This window comes from Nocardioides sp. (assembly GCF_031397825.1).
Taxonomy (GTDB): domain Bacteria; phylum Actinomycetota; class Actinomycetes; order Propionibacteriales; family Nocardioidaceae; genus Nocardioides.
In genome coordinates this window covers 1-15215 of the sequence record NZ_JANNML010000172.1, presented here as the reverse complement: position 1 = coordinate 15215, position 15215 = coordinate 1, and the positions used below count along the sequence as shown (strand labels likewise).

16 protein-coding genes are annotated in these 15215 nt (G+C 72.3%); 15 read left to right on the top strand and 1 reads right to left on the bottom strand.

From position 1 onward, the window contains the following. The 5 genes from groEL to RMN98_RS14965 all read left to right on the top strand — a co-directional run. A partial coding sequence (gene groEL, locus RMN98_RS14985) for a chaperonin GroEL (protein WP_309649621.1) occupies positions 1 to 1165 on the top strand: 1165 nt, incomplete at its 5' end. A gap of 135 nt (positions 1166 to 1300) precedes the next feature. Continuing rightward, positions 1301 to 1855, top strand: a complete 555-nt coding sequence (locus RMN98_RS14980; protein WP_309649620.1) for a sigma-70 family RNA polymerase sigma factor — start codon at positions 1301 to 1303, stop codon at positions 1853 to 1855. Beyond that, positions 1852 to 2511 (top strand): hypothetical protein, encoded by a 660-nt coding sequence (locus tag RMN98_RS14975; RefSeq protein ID WP_309649619.1) that lies wholly within the window; start codon positions 1852 to 1854, stop codon positions 2509 to 2511. Before RMN98_RS14980 ends, RMN98_RS14975 begins: the two co-directional genes overlap by 4 nt. Further along, positions 2508 to 3077 (top strand): nucleotidyltransferase family protein, encoded by a 570-nt coding sequence (locus RMN98_RS14970; RefSeq protein WP_309649618.1) that lies wholly within the window; start codon positions 2508 to 2510, stop codon positions 3075 to 3077. The genes RMN98_RS14975 and RMN98_RS14970 overlap by 4 nt, the downstream gene beginning before the upstream one ends. Continuing rightward, entirely contained in the window at positions 3040 to 4014 is a 975-nt protein-coding gene (locus RMN98_RS14965; protein ID WP_309649617.1) for an aminoglycoside phosphotransferase family protein, read from the top strand. Before RMN98_RS14970 ends, RMN98_RS14965 begins: the two co-directional genes overlap by 38 nt. 3 nt (positions 4015 to 4017) lie before the next feature. On the opposite strand, the gene RMN98_RS14960 is transcribed toward RMN98_RS14965, so the two are convergent. Next, positions 4018 to 4410, bottom strand: coding sequence for a DUF2256 and DUF3253 domain-containing protein (locus RMN98_RS14960; protein ID WP_309649616.1), 393 nt, complete (start codon positions 4408 to 4410; stop codon positions 4018 to 4020). A gap of 84 nt (positions 4411 to 4494) precedes the next feature. Between RMN98_RS14960 and RMN98_RS14955 the strand changes: the two genes are divergently transcribed. The 10 genes from RMN98_RS14955 (at position 4495) to RMN98_RS14910 (ending at position 15107) form a co-directional block, all read left to right on the top strand. Continuing rightward, the gene (locus tag RMN98_RS14955; RefSeq protein ID WP_309649615.1) at positions 4495 to 4923 is read left to right on the top strand and encodes a VOC family protein; all 429 of its coding nucleotides are present in this window, start codon (positions 4495 to 4497) and stop codon (positions 4921 to 4923) included. A gap of 29 nt (positions 4924 to 4952) precedes the next feature. Continuing rightward, on the top strand, positions 4953 to 5825 hold the full coding sequence (locus tag RMN98_RS14950) for a MoxR family ATPase (protein ID WP_309649614.1): 873 nt from the start codon (positions 4953 to 4955) through the stop codon (positions 5823 to 5825). After that, on the top strand, positions 5822 to 6970 hold the full coding sequence (locus RMN98_RS14945) for a VWA domain-containing protein (protein WP_309649613.1): 1149 nt from the start codon (positions 5822 to 5824) through the stop codon (positions 6968 to 6970). The genes RMN98_RS14950 and RMN98_RS14945 overlap by 4 nt, the downstream gene beginning before the upstream one ends. Beyond that, positions 6963 to 8102, top strand: coding sequence for an XdhC family protein (locus RMN98_RS14940; RefSeq protein WP_309649612.1), 1140 nt, complete (start codon positions 6963 to 6965; stop codon positions 8100 to 8102). The genes RMN98_RS14945 and RMN98_RS14940 overlap by 8 nt, the downstream gene beginning before the upstream one ends. Then, on the top strand, positions 8099 to 9166 hold the full coding sequence (locus RMN98_RS14935; protein WP_309649611.1) for an alpha/beta fold hydrolase: 1068 nt from the start codon (positions 8099 to 8101) through the stop codon (positions 9164 to 9166). The genes RMN98_RS14940 and RMN98_RS14935 overlap by 4 nt, the downstream gene beginning before the upstream one ends. Before the next feature lie 83 nt (positions 9167 to 9249). Beyond that, complete coding sequence (locus RMN98_RS14930) at positions 9250 to 10479, top strand: transcriptional regulator (protein ID WP_309649610.1); 1230 nt, start codon at positions 9250 to 9252, stop codon at positions 10477 to 10479. A gap of 90 nt (positions 10480 to 10569) precedes the next feature. After that, the gene (locus RMN98_RS14925; protein WP_309649609.1) at positions 10570 to 11040 is read left to right on the top strand and encodes a 2Fe-2S iron-sulfur cluster-binding protein; all 471 of its coding nucleotides are present in this window, start codon (positions 10570 to 10572) and stop codon (positions 11038 to 11040) included. Then, on the top strand, positions 11037 to 13529 hold the full coding sequence (locus RMN98_RS14920) for a xanthine dehydrogenase family protein molybdopterin-binding subunit (protein ID WP_309649608.1): 2493 nt from the start codon (positions 11037 to 11039) through the stop codon (positions 13527 to 13529). The genes RMN98_RS14925 and RMN98_RS14920 overlap by 4 nt, the downstream gene beginning before the upstream one ends. Beyond that, positions 13526 to 14380 (top strand): xanthine dehydrogenase family protein subunit M, encoded by an 855-nt coding sequence (locus RMN98_RS14915; protein WP_309649607.1) that lies wholly within the window; start codon positions 13526 to 13528, stop codon positions 14378 to 14380. The genes RMN98_RS14920 and RMN98_RS14915 overlap by 4 nt, the downstream gene beginning before the upstream one ends. A gap of 4 nt (positions 14381 to 14384) precedes the next feature. Beyond that, a complete protein-coding gene (locus RMN98_RS14910) occupies positions 14385 to 15107 on the top strand; it encodes an SRPBCC family protein (RefSeq protein WP_309649606.1) in 723 nt (240 codons plus the stop codon). The last annotated feature ends 108 nt before the right edge of the window (positions 15108 to 15215 follow it).

The following is a 15215-nucleotide window of genomic DNA, read 5'->3' as shown; positions in this document are numbered from 1 at the left end:
GGTCTATCCGGCCACGGAGGGACTCTCGTTCAAAGTCATACGCTCGATCATCGCGACGCATCTCGACGCCAAGTCGATGGAGACCTCGCTCGAGGTCGTCGAGGGCATGCAGTTCGACCGCGGCTACCTCTCGCCGTACTTCGTGACGGACCCCGAGCGCATGGAGGTCGTCCTCGAGAACGCCTACATCCTCGTGCACGAGAAGAAGATCTCGAGCATGAAGGACCTCCTCCCGCTCCTCGAGCAGGTGGCGAAGGCGAACCGCCCGCTCCTCATCGTGGCCGAGGACGTGGACGGCGAGGCCCTCGCGACGCTCGTCGTGAACAAGCTCCGCGGCACGCTCCACACCTGCGCCGTCAAGGCGCCGGGCTTCGGCGACCGCCGCAAGGCCATGCTGCAGGACATCGCGATCCTGACCGGCGGCCAGGTCATCTCGGAGGAGGTCGGCCTGAAGCTCGAGTCGACCGGCATCGAGCTGCTCGGCCAGGCCCGCAAGGTCGTCATCACCAAGGACGAGACCACCATCGTCGAGGGTGCTGGAGACGCCGACCAGATCGCCGGTCGGGTCAACCAGATCCGTGCCGAGATCGAGAAGTCGGACTCCGACTACGACCGCGAGAAGCTGCAGGAGCGCCTGGCCAAGCTGGCCGGCGGTGTTGCGGTCATCAAGGTCGGAGCGGCGACCGAGGTCGAGCTCAAGGAGCGCAAGCACCGCATCGAGGACGCCGTTCGCAACGCGAAGGCTGCCGTCGAGGAGGGCATCGTCGCCGGAGGTGGCGTCGCACTCGTGCAGGCCGCCGACGCCGCGTTCGCCAAGCTGGAGCTCGAGGGCGACGAGGCGACCGGTGCCAACATCGTGCGCTTCGCGACCGAGGCCCCGCTCAAGCAGATCGCCATCAACGCCGGCCTCGAGGGCGGCGTCGTGGCGGAGAAGGTGCGCAACCTGACGCCCGGACACGGCCTCAATGCCGCGACCGGCGAGTACGTCGACATGATCGCCGAAGGCATCATCGACCCGGCCAAGGTCACGCGCTCCGCGCTGCAGAACGCTGCCTCCATCGCGGCGCTGTTCCTCACCACCGAGGCCGTCGTGGCCGACAAGCCGGAGAAGGCGGCGCCCATGGGCGGCGACCCGACCGGTGGCATGGGCGGCATGGACTTCTGAGCACCACCGGACCGAGCTTGCTCGGGCCGAGCTGAAGTCCAGCTCACCAGCACCAGCACCACCCAGCAGGGCCTCCACTTCGGCGGGGGCCCTGCTGGCGTCAGCGGGGTCGGTGCCGTGTGTGAGGCTGGAGTCGTGGCCGAGGACGAGCAGGGAGCAGCGGAGCGCCGGGCGCGCTTCGAGGCGCTCGCGCCCCAGCTGGTCGAGCCGCTGCGGCGGTTCCTGGCGCGGCGCACGGACTCCGCCACGGCCGACGACGTGCTCGCCGAGACCCTCCTGGTCTGCTGGCGCCGGCTCGACGAGGTGCCGGAGGCGGCGCTGCCGTGGGCCTACGGCGTCGCGCGGCTGTGCCTGGCCAACGCCCAGCGTGGCGCGCGTCGTCAGGAGCGGCTGGCGGCGCGGGTCGCGGTCGTGGACCCACCGACGCGGAGCGTGCCGGGGCCGGACGCCGACCGGGGCGACCCACGGCTCGACGAGGCGCTCGCCGGCCTGACGGAGACCGAGGCCGAGCTGGTGCGGCTGTGGGCGTGGGAGCAGCTGACCCCCGGCGAGATCGCGGCCGTGCTCGACCTGACGCCCAACGCCGTGAGCATCCGGCTGCACCGGGCCCGCGCCAAGCTCCGCGACAGCCTGCGAAAGATCGACGGCGCAGCCGGACATGAAGGGTCGAGAGAGGGGAGGACGCCGTGACCGACGACGAGCTGCAGCAGCGACTGCAGGCGCACGACCCGGCTGCCTCCCTCCCGCCGGCCGACCCCGCATGGGTGGCCCGACTCCTGGAGGACACGATGAGTGCAGACCAGAGCACCCACACCGACACCGACCTGCCGGTGGAGACCCGCGAGAGCGGCACCCGCCACCGCAGCCCCCTCACCTGGCTCGTCGCAGCGGCAGCCGCCGTCCTCATCGGCGGGGTCGGCGTCTTCGGCCTCCTCAACAACGACCGCGAGTCCAGCCAGGTCCCCTCGGCCGGCCTGAGCGCCCCCGTCTCGGAGGCCCCGACCGTCACCGTGCTGGCCGCCGGTGCCCCGACGCAGGGACGCTGCATGGTGCCCAGCGCCGAGGTGCTCGCCAACGCCCAGGTCGCGTTCGCCGGCACCGTCGACGCCGTCAGCGCCGACGTGGTCAGCCTGACGCCCGACCGCTTCTACGCAGGCGAGGTCACCGACCAGGTCGAGGTCCGCTCGGAGCCCGCGATGATGCAGGCCCTCGTGGGGGCCGTCGACTTCCAGCCCGGCCAGCGCTACCTCGTCGCCGCCAGCGACGGCCAGGTCATGGTCTGCGGCTTCAGCGGTGCCTTCGCGCCCGCCCTCGAGTCGCTCTACGTCGCAGCCTTCCCCGGGTGAGTGTCGAGGGGGTCCTCCTGGCCGCCGGCGCCGGCAGCCGCATGGGTATGCCCAAGGCGCTGGTCCACGACGACGACGGAGGCTCCTGGCTCGCCCACGGTGTCGAGACCCTCGTCGACGGCGGCTGCGACCGGGTCACGGTGGTCCTCGGGGCCTCTGCCGACGAGGCGGTGCGCCTGCTCGACGGGCTCGGCGTCGACGTCGTGATCGCCTCCGACTGGGCCGAGGGCATGTCCGCCTCGCTGCGCGCCGGTCTCCGAGCCCTGCCCGATGACGGTGAGGTCGCCGTCGTCCTGCTCGTCGACCTGCCCGACGTCACCGCCGAGGTCGTACGACGCGTGGTCGCCGCCGCCACCGACCCCGCCGCCCTGCCCTGTGCGGCCCTGCGCCGTGCTGGCTTCGACGGCCGGCCGGGCCACCCCGTGCTGATCGGACGCGACCACTGGGCCGGCGTGCTGGCCGAGGCGAACGGCGACGAGGGCGCTCGCTCCTACCTGCGCGAGCGACCCGTCGACCTGGTGGAGTGCGGTGACCTCGCCACCGGCCACGACGTCGACGCCCGCTGAGCCCGGCGCCGTGCGTCTCCAGCCGCTCAACCGTGCCCGGGTCGCCTCGCTGGGCGATGCGGGGCGCGCCTGGGTCGACGCGCTGCCCCGCGTGCTCGACGAGCTCTGCGAGCAGTGGGGCCTGACCCTCGGACGGCCGGTGCCGGGCGGCAGCGGCTCCTACGTCGTGCGCGCTCTCACCGGCGACGGTGACGAGCGCGTCGTGAAGGTGGCGACCCCCGACGTGGACCTGACCGACCAGGCCCGCGTCCTCGGGGCCGCGAGTGGCGTCGGCTATGCGCTGCTCCACGCCCACGACCCGTCGCGCAACGCTCTCCTGCTGGAGTCGCTCGGCACCGCGCTCGAGCTCACCCCTCGGCCGCCTGAGCAGACGCTGGAGATCGTCGCCGACACGCTGGCAGAGGCCTGGTTGCTCCCGCCCGACACGGCACCCGACCCGGCGCCGGGCGACGACAAGGCCAGCCGGCTGCACCGGATGCTGGTGGACCTCGACGACCGGCTCGGCCACCCCTGCCCGCCGCGAGCCCGACACGTGGCCCTCGACTACGCCGCTCGCCGGGCTGCGGCGCACGACCCCGACACGTGCGTCGTCGTGCACGGAGACCCGCACCCCGCCAACATCCTGCGGGTGGTCGAGCCCCGCCCGGGCGCGACCTCGGGCCACGTCTTCGTCGACCCGGACGGCTTCCGTGCCGACCCGGCGTACGACCTGGGGGTGGCGGTGCGCGACTGGACCGGGCGCCTCGACGTCGCCGACCCGCGTGGCGTGATCGAGGGCTACTGCGCGCTGCTGGCCGGACGCACCGGCATCGACGAGCAGCGGATCTGGGAGTGGGGCTACCTCGAGCGGGTCACCACCGGGCTGTTCGTGACCAGCTTCGGCGGGGTCACCCTCGGGCGACGACTCCTCGACAGCGCCGACCTGCTGCTGGGGTGAGCCTCAGCGCACCCGGCGGACCCGGATCGGCCCCTTGGCGGTCGACGGGTCGACGACCTTGCCGCCCTGGGTGATCTCGACCTCGCCCGAGTCGACCAGCCGCCGGGCCGCGCGCCGGGCCGGCTCCATCAGGTCACGCCACGCCTCGGGATCAGGCTCCGAGCCAGCAGCCACTGCTCGCGCCGCCTCCGATGGACAGATCGTCGCCCCGGCGGCCCGTGCGGCCAGCAACGACAGGATCGTCTCCGACAGCTGCTCGTCGACGGGACGCACCTTGCGGCTGCGGCAGGCCGAGCCGCAGTACTTCACCTCGTCCCAGCTCCTGGCCCACTTCTTGCGCCACTCGATGCGGCGTCCGCACGAGGCGCAGGTCTTGTCGGGAGGCTGGGCGGGCATGCCACCAGTCTGCCGACCCGACCCACACGCCGACCCACACCCGGACCCACACCCGGACCCACACCCCGACCTAGGCTGACCGGCGTGCGCATCGACCTCACCACCGTCCTCGTCCACGACTACGACGAGGCGATCGCCTTCTTCACCACCGCTCTCGGCCTCGAGCTCACCGAGGACACCGCGCGACCCAGCGAGGACGCGCCGGACAAGCGCTGGGTCGTCGTACGTCCCCCGGCCGGCGGCGCCGGTCTCCTCCTCGCCCGCGCCGAGGGCGACGAGCAGGTGGCCGCGACCGGGCGGCAGGCCGGCGGCCGGGTCGGGCACTTCCTGCACGTCGACGACTTCGAGGCCCAGCACGCCCGCATGAGCGCCGCCGGGGTGGAGTTCCTCGAGGAGCCGCGTCACGAGGCTTACGGCACCGTCGTGGTCTTCCGTGACGTCGCCGGCAACACCTGGGACCTCCTCGGCCCCCCGAGCCACGCGGCCAGCCCGACCAGCAGCCCCAACCGGTGACCAACGCCACGGTCAGTACCGTGGACCGCATGGAGCCCACTTCGCCCGCCGACGTCACCGCGCGCCTGCAGGAGACCGGCTACCTCAGCGACGGCGACCTCGCGACCGTGGTCTTCCTCAGCCTCCGGATGCAGCGTCCCCTGCTCCTCGAGGGCGAGCCCGGCACCGGCAAGACCGCGCTGGCCGAGGCGATCGCCGAGAGCCTGGGCCTGCCGCTGGTGCGGCTCCAGTGCTACGAGGGGATCGATGCCACCCAGGCGCTCTACGACTGGGACTTCCCGCGCCAGATCCTGCACCTGCGCGCCCTCGAGGCAGCGGGGGGAGCGGACGTCGAGGAGGCGGAGAAGAGCCTGTACGACGAGCGGTTCCTGCTCGCACGCCCCGTGCTGGCCGCGCTGCAACAGGCCCCGGCGGTGCTGCTCGTCGACGAGGTCGACCGCGCCGACGACGAGTTCGAGGCGTTCCTGCTCGAGGTCCTCTCCACCTACCAGGTCTCGATCCCCGAGCTCGGCACCGTCAAGGCCGTGACCCCGCCGGTGGTCATCTTGACCTCCAACCGCACCCGCGAGCTCCACGACGCCCTCAAGCGGCGCTGCCTCTACCACTGGATCGACCACCCCGGCCTCGACCGTGAGGTCGAGATCCTGCGCTCGCGCGCGCCGGAGGTCTCCGAGACGCTGGCCCGCCAGGTCGCCACCATCGCCCAGCAGCTGCGCCAGCGCGGCGACCTCGAGAAGCCCCCGGGCGTCGCCGAGACCCTCGACTGGGCCCGCGCGCTGCAGCACCTCGGCGCGACCGAGGTCGACCTCGAGACCTCCGCGCGCACGCTCGGTGCGCTGGTGAAGTACCGCGAGGACACCGACCGCGTGAAGCAGGCGCTCGACCAGATGCTGCGCACGTGACCGACCTCCAGCAGTCGGTCGAGGGCGACGAGGACCACGCGAGGACCCCGGTGCGCGAGGTCGACGAGGTCCTCGCCGGCTTCGCCCGGGCGCTGCGCGCTGCCGGCCTGCCGGTGACCCAGGACCGCACCCAGGGCTTCCTCGACGCGGTCTCGGTCGTCGGGCTCGGCGACCAGCGCGCGACCTACAACGCCGGACGGGCGACGCTGTGCGCCTCGCCCGACGACCTGCGCCGCTACGACCAGGTCTTCGAGGCCTACTTCAACGCCCGCGACGGCCTGCCCCGCGCCACCCCGGCCCCACCGACCGTGCCGTCCTTCTCCGACCTCCCCTCCGACGAGGGCGAGGGGCAGGGTGACGGGGACGGGGAGACGGTCAAGGCGATGGCCAGCAACGCCGAGGTCCTGCGCCACCGCGACGTCGCCGGCATGTCGGCGGCCGAGAAGCACCGGCTCTCCGCGATGTTCGCGACGCTGCGCCCGCGCGCCCCCCTCCGTCGTACGGCGCGGCACCGGGCCTGGCACCGCGGCCAGGTCGACGCCTCCCGCACGCTGCGCGAGAGCCTGCGTCGCATGGGTGAGCCCTCGGCGATCGAGTGGCGTCGCCGCGCCGAGAAGCCGCGCCGCGTGGTGCTCCTGATCGACGTGAGCGGGTCGATGAACGGCTACGCCGACGCGCTGCTGCGCCTCGCGCACCGGATGTCGCAGGGTCCCGGCGTCGTGGAGACCTTCACCGTCGGCACCCGGCTGACCCACCTGACCCGCGCGCTGCACAGCCGCGACGCCGAGCGGGCGCTGGTCGCCGCCGGCGAGGCCGTGCCCGACTGGTCCGGCGGCACCCGCCTGGGCGAGACCCTCCAGGTCTTCCTCGACCGCTGGGGCCGGCGCGGCATGGCCCGCGGCGCGGTGGTCGTCGTGTTCAGCGACGGCTGGGAGCGCGGTGACTGCACGCTGCTCGGCGAGCAGATGCGTCGGCTGCACCGGGTCGCGCACCGCGTGGTGTGGGTCAACCCGCACCGTGGCAAGGCCGGCTACGAGCCGGTGCAGCAGGGCGTCGTGGCCGCGCTGCCGCACGTCGACGACTTCCTCGCCGGTCACTCGCTGGCGACGTTCGCAGACCTGGTGGAGGTGGTGGCACGTGCGTGACGTGCTCGAAGAGCTGATGACCCGCTGGCACGCCGGGGAGGAGATCGGGGTCGGCACCGTCGTGGCGACCTTCCGCTCCGCCCCCCGGCCGCCCGGAGCCTCGATGCTGGTGACCCAGGAGGGCGCGGCCGTCGGGTCGGTCTCCGGGGGCTGCGTCGAGGGCGCGGTCTATGAGCTGGCCGAGTCGGTCGTCGCGTCGGGCGCGCCGGTGCTGGAGCGCTACGGGGTCTCCGACGACGACGCGTTCGCCGTCGGGCTGACCTGCGGCGGCATCCTCGACGTCTACGTCGAGAAGGTCTCGCGTGACACCTTCCCCGAGCTCGGCGACCTCGCGGCCGACATCGTCGAGGGCCGCGCGGTCGCGCTGGCCACGGTGATCGAGCACCCCGACCCCACCTGGCTCGGCAAGCGCCTGGTCATCCGTCCCGAGCTGCACGACAACGAGGGCACCCTGGGCAGCACCCGCGCCGACGGCGCGGTCCACGACGACGCGATGGGGCTGCTCGCCAGCGGCACCAACGCCACGCTGACCTACGGCCCCGACGGCGAGCGCCGCGGCGAGGGCATGCGGGTCTTCGTCTGGGCCTTCGCCCCCAAGCCACGGATGCTGGTGTTCGGGGCGATCGACTTCGCCGCAGCCGTGGCCAAGGTCGGCGCGTTCCTCGGCTACCAGGTCACCGTCTGCGACGCCCGCCCCGTCTTCGCCACCCACAGCCGCTTCCCCGACGCCCACGAGGTCGTCGTCGACTGGCCGCACCGCTACCTCCTGGCCGAGCAGGAGGCCGGGCGCATCGACCAGCGCACGGTCGTCACCGTGCTGACCCACGACCCGAAGTTCGACGTACCCCTCCTCGAGGTCGCCCTCCGCCTCCCCGAGGTCGCCTACGTCGGCGCCATGGGCTCGCGGCGCACCCACGAGGACCGGGTCGCCCGGCTGCTCGAGGTCGGGGTGTCCCAGGAGGAGCTCGAGCGGCTCTCCAGCCCGATCGGCCTCGACCTCGGTGCCCGCACGCCCGAGGAGACCGCGATCAGCATCGCCGCCGAGATCATCGCCGGCCGGTGGGGCGGCACCGGCGAGCGGCTGGTCGCCACGGAGGGGCGCATCCACGGCGAGCTCGACCACCTGCCGTGAACCCCGCCGTACGACGGGCCCCGGCGTGGGCGGCGCTGCTCGTGGCGCTGCCCCTCGTCGCGTGCACCGCCGACCGCGAGCCCGGGACGGAGCCCGACGCCCGGACGGCGCCGGCGACCAGCCCCGGGCCCCCCGACGAGACCCCGGTCAGCCCGCCGTCGAGCACACCGGGCCAGCAGCCCGACGCCCTGCCCCCGGTGCCCGACGCGCGCTCCCTGCCGGCGCTGATGCGCGAGGACTTCCGGGCCAGCCGGATCCGCTACGGCCGCGTGGTCGAGGAGACCGCGTCCTACACCCGCTCCGAGGTCACCTACGACAGCGGCGGGGTCACGGTGTCGGGCATCCTCCTGCGACCGACGGGACCCGGCCCGTTCCCGGGGATCGTGCTCAACCACGGCTACGTCAACCCCGACGTCTACGTCACCGGCCAGGGCCTGGCCCGCGAGCAGGACTGGCTGGCCCGGGAGGGCTTCGCGGTGCTGCACACCGACTACCGCGGCCACGCCGGGTCCGACCCCGCCGGTCGCCTGGCGCGGGAGACCCGGCTGGGCTACACCCGCGACGCGATCAACGCCGTCCTCGCGCTCGAGCGCGAGCCCTGGGTCGACCCCGACCGGATGGCGATGCTCGGCCGCTCGATGGGCGGCGGGGTGACGATGAACGCGCTCGTCGTGAGACCCGACCTCGTCGAGGCCGCCGTCATCTACGCCTCGGTCTCCTCCAGCTACCTCGACAACCTGCGCCACTTCACGGTGCCGAGCCGGCCCGACGCCGTCGAGGCGCTCTACGACGAGCTCGGCACGCCCGCCGAGTCCCCGGAGGTCTACGCCGGGCTGTCGCCGCGCACCTACTTCGACCGGATCAGCGACCCCGTCCTGCTCCACCACGGCAACGCCGACGAGATCTGTCCCTTCCCCTGGGCGACCGAGACGCAGCGGCTCATGCAGCGTGCCGGCGTGGACAGCCGCCTCGAGGTCTACGACGGCGAGCTGCACGCGTTCATCCCGCAGTGGCAGCGCTCGATCGAGCGCACGGTGCGCTTCCTGCGCCGCCGGCTCGGCTGACGCCGGGACAGGTTCGGCGACGCACGTGAGCCCCATCACACCGGTGCTACGTTGAGGTGACCGACGATGCACGGAGGTTCGGGATGGCACGGGGCGACCTTCAGGAGCGCAAGCGCGCGACGATGCGTGCGTGGGCGAGCTTCGTCCAGAGTGGCGACGCGGCCGAGCCCGTCGTACGCCCCGAGATCCTGAACAGCTGGACCCGCTCCGACAAGGCCATCAAGCCGGACCTGTCGCAGGCGCCGCTGGCCGACGAGAGCGAGACGGCCTCGATCTGGAAGGACTCACCGCTCCAGCGCGCGGTCGAGGGCGTCGAGTCCGAGCTGCGGCGCACCGCCGAGGACGGCGACCTGGTCCTCGCCGTCACCGACTCCCAGACCCGCATCCTGTGGACCTACGGCGGTCGCGTCATGCGACGCAAGGCCGAGACCGTCAACTTCGTCGTCGGTGGTCGGTGGGACGAGCAGTCCGTCGGCACCAACGCGCTCGACCTGGCCAACCGCCAGGGCGAGCCGTCGATGGTCTTCAGCGCCGAGCACTACGCCTCCATCGTCCACAACTGGGTCTGCTGGGCCGCACCCGTGGTCGACCCCCACACCGGGCGCCAGCTCGGCGTCATCGACCTCTCCACGACCTGGGACCGCACCCACCCGATCGGGCTCGCGACCGCGCGCGTCATGGCGCGGCTGATCGAGACCGCCCTCCCGCGCTCGCAGCACCATCCCTCCGCGCTCGACGTGACCGACGACCCCGGCCTGGTCATGACCCTGCTCGGCACGGCCGAGGTCCGTTTCGACGGCCAACGCCTGCTGCTCAACCGGCGCCAGACCGAGATCCTCGCGCTGCTCGCGCTGCACCCGGAGGGGCTCTCCTTGGAGCAGCTGCACGCGCTGGTCTACGGAGACCAGGCGGTGACGTTCTCCACGCTCAAGGCCGAGGTCTCCCACCTGCGCTCCGCGCTCGGCGGGCAGCTCTCCTCGCGCCCCTACCGACTGATGATGCCGGTCGCCACCGACGTCGACCATGTCCTCACCCTGCTGCGCGGCGGGCACGTCGCGGCCGCTGTCGACGCCTACGGCGGCGACCTCCTCCCGGGCACCAACTCCCCGGCCCTCGGCGACCTGGCCGAATACGTCGCGGTCGCCCTCCGCGAGGCCCTGCTCGCCGATCCCGTCCCGGACGCCGTGGTCCGCTACAGCGAGCTGGCGCCCTACGACACGCAGGTCCTCGAGGTCTGCCTGGCCTCCCTGGCCGGCACCGCCCATCCGGCCGTCCCGCTGCTCAAGGGACGCCTCGCGGTCGCGACGCGCTAGGTCCGGTCAGGACCTACCTTCGACCAACCGGACGACCCTAGGTTGGGGTGACCCGCATCACAGGTCCACCCACTCTTGAGGGAGTCGTACATGACCCGGATCAACCTGACTGTCGACGGCGCGAAGGTCGCTGACGACGTCGAACCCCGGATGCTGCTCGTGCAGTACCTCCGCGAGAAGCTCGGCAAGACCGGCACCGTCATCGGTTGCGACACCAGCAACTGCGGCGCGTGCACGGTTCACCTCGACGGCACGAGCGTCAAGTCGTGCAACGTGCTGGCGGTCCAGGCCGACGGCGCCGAGGTCACCACCATCGAGGGGCTCGCCCAGGACGGCGAGCTCCACCAGGTCCAGGAGTCGTTCCGTGAGTGCCACGGCCTGCAGTGCGGGTTCTGCACCCCCGGGATGATCATGCAGAGCGTCGACCTGCTGAAGAACAACCCGAACCCCTCCGAGCAGGAGATCCGGGTCGGCCTCGAGGGCAACCTGTGCCGCTGCACGGGCTACCACAACATCGTCAAGTCGGTGCAGCACGCCGCTTCCCAGGGAGGTGCCCAGTGACCGCCGTCCAGGAGACCCCCACTGCGGAGATCGGCAAGGACCGCCGCCGCAAGGAGGACCAGCGGCTGATCACCGGTCGCACCCGCTGGACCGACAACATCACGCTGCCCGGCATGGTGCACCTCGCCATGGTCCGCAGCCCCTTCGCCCACGCGAAGATCACCAACATCGAGACCTCGGCCGCGCTGGCCTCGCCCAACGTGGTCCGGGTCATCACCGGCGCCGATGTCGCGGACGAGCAGGGCAGCCTGCCCAACGCCTGGCCCATCACTCCTGACCAGAAGGCGCCCGCCCACCCGCCGATCGCGGTCGACCGGGTCGTCTTCGCCGGCGAGATCGTCGCTGTCATCGTGGCCCGCTCGGCCGCCGAGGCCCGTGACGCCGCCGAGCTCGTCGACATCGACTACGAGGAGCTGCCCGCGGCCCTCGAGCTCAAGGCCGCCGCCGAGGCGACACCGGAGAACGGCGGTGCGCTCGCGCACCCCGAGCTCGGCACCAACAAGTCGGCGTTCTGGAAGTTCGACTCGGCCGAGGCCGGCACCGGCGGCAACGTCGACGAGGCGATCGCGAAGGCCCGCGAGGGCGGCGTCGTGCTCGAGCGCGAATACCGCCAGCAGCGACTCATCCCCGCCTTCATGGAGCCCCGCTCCACGGTGGTCGACCCCACCGGCGAGCAGATCACGATGTGGGCGGCGACGCAGATCCCGCACATCCTGAAGTTCCTGCTCGCGGCCGTGACCGGAGTCTCGGAGGCCAAGATCCGCGTGATCGCCCCTGACGTGGGCGGCGGCTTCGGCGGCAAGCTCCAGACGACGCCCGAGGAGTTCATCACCTTCCTCGTGGCCCGCAAGCTGGGGAAGCCGGTGAAGTACACCGAGACCCGCTCGGAGTCGCTGATGGCCGCCCACCACGGGCGCGACCAGTGGCAGAAGCTCACCATCGCGGCCGAGAAGGACGGCACCGTCACCGGCCTCAAGGTCGAGCTGCTCGCCGACCTCGGCTCGCACGTCTCGCTGATCGGCGGCGGCGTCCCGGTGCTGGGCGCGTTCATGTTCAACGCGATCTACAAGTTCCCGGCCTACCAGTTCAACTGCCAGACCGTCCTCACCAACAAGACCTGGACCGACGCCTACCGCGGCGCCGGCCGACCCGAGGCGACGTTCGGCATCGAGCGGATCATGGACGACCTCGCCGCCGAGCTCGGTGTCGACCCGTTCGAGCTGCGCGAGAAGAACTGGATCAAGCACGAGGAGTTCCCGTTCACCACGGTGGCCGGCCTCGAGTACGACTCCGGCAACTACGAGGCCGCGACCGCCAACGCCAAGGCGATGTTCGGCTACGACGAGCTGCGGGCCGAGCAGGCCCGTCGCCGCGAGTCGGGCGACAAGGTCCAGCTCGGCATCGGCATCTCGACGTTCACCGAGATGTGCGGACTGGCGCCCTCACGCGTGCTCGGCTCGCTCGACTACGGCGCCGGTGGCTGGGAGCACGCCAGCGTCCGGATGCTGCCGACCGGCAAGGTCGAGGTCCTCACCGGTGCCTCCGCCCACGGCCAGGGTCACGAGACGGCCTTCAGCCAGATCGTCGCCGACCGCCTGGGCGTGGCGTTCGAGGACGTCGAGGTCCTGCACGGTGACACCCAGGTCGCCCACAAGGGGCTCGACACCTACGGCTCGCGCTCGTTGGTCGTCGGTGGCGAGGCGATCGTCAAGGCCGCCGACAAGGTCATCGACAAGGCCAAGGTCATCGCCGCCCACCTGCTCGAGGCCTCCGAGGACGACGTCGAGTTCAGCGGCGGTCGCTTCACGGTCAAGGGCACCGACCAGGGCCTGGCGATGGCGGAGATCGCGCTCGCGACCTTCGCGGCGCACAACCTGCCCGACGGCGTCGAGCCCTCGCTCGACTCCGACGCGACCTTCGACCCGGTGAACTTCAACTACCCCCACGGCACGCACCTGTGCGCCATGGAGGTCGACACCGAGACCGGCCAGGTGACGATGCGCAAGTACGCCGCCTGCGACGACATCGGCAACATCATCAACCCGTTGATCGTGGAGGGGCAGCTGCACGGCGGCCTCGTCCAGGGCATCGCCCAGGCGCTGTGGGAGGAAGCGGTCTACGACGACGCCGGCACCCTGGTGACCGGGTCGTTCGTCGACTACCTGCTGCCGACCTCGGCGGACACGATCAGCTTCGACCTCGACCACACCACCTCGCCGGCGACGACCAACACGCTCGGCACCAAGGGAGTGGGAGAGGCCGGCACGATCGCCTCGACCCCGGCCGTCGTCAACGCCGTGGTGGACGCCCTGCGTCAGTTCGGCGTCCAGGACGTCCGGATGCCCTGCACCCCCGAGCGCGTCTGGAAGGCGATCAACGACGCCCGTGGTGGCGAGAAGGCCGAGACTGTCGGGGCCGCCGCACCGCACTTCGACGCCTCCACCGGCATGGAAGGCACCACCGACCGCACGACCGGAGGCCACGCATGATCCCCGCACAGTTCGACTACCTCGCGCCGACCACGGTCGAGGAGGCGCTCGCCGCCCTGGGCGAGCACGGTGACGACGCCAAGATCCTGGCCGGGGGACAAAGCCTGCTCCCCGTGCTGCGGATGCGGCTCAACGCCCCCGAGGTCGTCATCGACCTCGGCAAGATCGACAGTCTGCGGGGCATCCGCGACGACGGCGACGCGATCGTCATCGGTGCGATGACCCAGCACTCCGTCGTCGAGCACGACCCGCTGGTCGAGGAGCACGCCGAGCTGATCCACAAGGCCGTCGAGCACCTCGCCGACGTACAGATCCGGCACCGCGGCACCTTCGGTGGGGCGCTCGCCCACGCCGATCCCGCCGGTGACCTCGGTGCGCCGGCGCTGGCCCTGGGGGCACAGTTCGTGATCCAGGGTCCGGGCGGCACGCGCACGGTGGAGGCCGACGACTTCTTCGTCGACCTCTTCGAGACAGCGATCGGCGAGGACGAGATCCTCGTCGCCGTCCGGGTCCCGAAGCACACCGGCTGGGGCTCCTGCTACGAGAAGTTCGTGCGGGTCGCGCACCAGTGGCCGATCGTGGCCGTCGCCGCCACCGTCAAGGTGGAGAACGGCACGATCGCGGAGGCGCGCATCGGGCTCACCAACATGGGCAACACCGCGCTGCGGGCCCGTGCCTCGGAGCAGGCCCTGGTGGGGCAGCCGGCGACCGAGGAGGGCGTGGCTGCCGCGGCTGCGCTCGCCGCCGAGGGCACCAACCCGCCTTCGGACCTCAACGGCGAGTCCGCCTACCGCAAGCACCTCGCCACGGTGCTCGTCCGCCGGGCCGTCCTCAACGCCGCAGGAGCCTGACCTCGTGGACCTGACCCACCGCTTCACCGTTCCGACCGGCGTCGAGGAGACCTGGGCACACTTCCAGGACATCGCCTCGGTGGCGGAGTGTTTTCCCGGTGCCGTCGTCACCTCGGTGGAGGACGCCACCTTCCAGGGCTCCTGCAAGGTCAAGCTCGGTCCGATCGCCCTGGTCTACAACGGCTCGGGCACGTTCGTGGAGAAGGACGAGACGGCGCACAAGTTCGTCGTCGACGCCAAGGGCAAGGACAAGCGCGGCAACGGGACTGCCGGGGCCGTGGTGACCTGCACGATGGAGGACAACGCCGGCTCCACCGACGTGATGGTGGTGACCGACCTGGCCATCACCGGCAAGCCGGCGCAGTTCGGCCGGGGCGTCATGCAGGACGTCTCCGACAAGCTGCTCGGCCAGTTCGTCGCCTGTCTCGAGCAGCGACTCTCACCCGAGGCCGCTGCTCCGGAGCCTCCCGCTCCGGCACCGGCGGCCGACACCGCCAGCTCGGAGGGGGCGGCCTCGCTCGAGGGCTCCCTGGCCGGCAGGCACGCGGCCACCCCGACGCCGATCAGCTCGGCGCCGTCGGCACCGCGACCGGCCCCGGCTCAGGAGGACGACGCCCTCGACCTGGGGGCGGCGGTCCTGCCGATCCTGCTGAAGGGCTACTGGAAGCAGGGCGCGGTCGGGCTCCTGGTGCTCGCGATCATCATCAAGATGCTGCGACGCCGCTGACCCTCCTGGCCGAGTCGGGGGGGGGGGGGGGGGGGGGGGCCCAACCGCCCCCCCCCGCCCCCGCGGGCCCCCCCCCCCCCGGGGGGGGGGCCCAGCCGCCCCCCCCCC

Bases quoted from the DNA above. Each gene is read 5' to 3' on its own strand.
- RMN98_RS14915 (WP_309649607.1), top strand. From the start codon at position 13,526: ATGATCCCCGCACAGTTCGACTACCTCGCGCCGACCACGGTCGAGGAG.
- RMN98_RS14950 (WP_309649614.1), top strand. From the start codon at position 4,953: ATGGAGCCCACTTCGCCCGCCGACGTCACCGCGCGCCTGCAGGAGACC.
- RMN98_RS14930 (WP_309649610.1), top strand. From the start codon at position 9,250: ATGGCACGGGGCGACCTTCAGGAGCGCAAGCGCGCGACGATGCGTGCG.
- RMN98_RS14925 (WP_309649609.1), top strand. From the start codon at position 10,570: ATGACCCGGATCAACCTGACTGTCGACGGCGCGAAGGTCGCTGACGAC.
- RMN98_RS14960 (WP_309649616.1), bottom strand. From the start codon at position 4,410: ATGCCCGCCCAGCCTCCCGACAAGACCTGCGCCTCGTGCGGACGCCGC.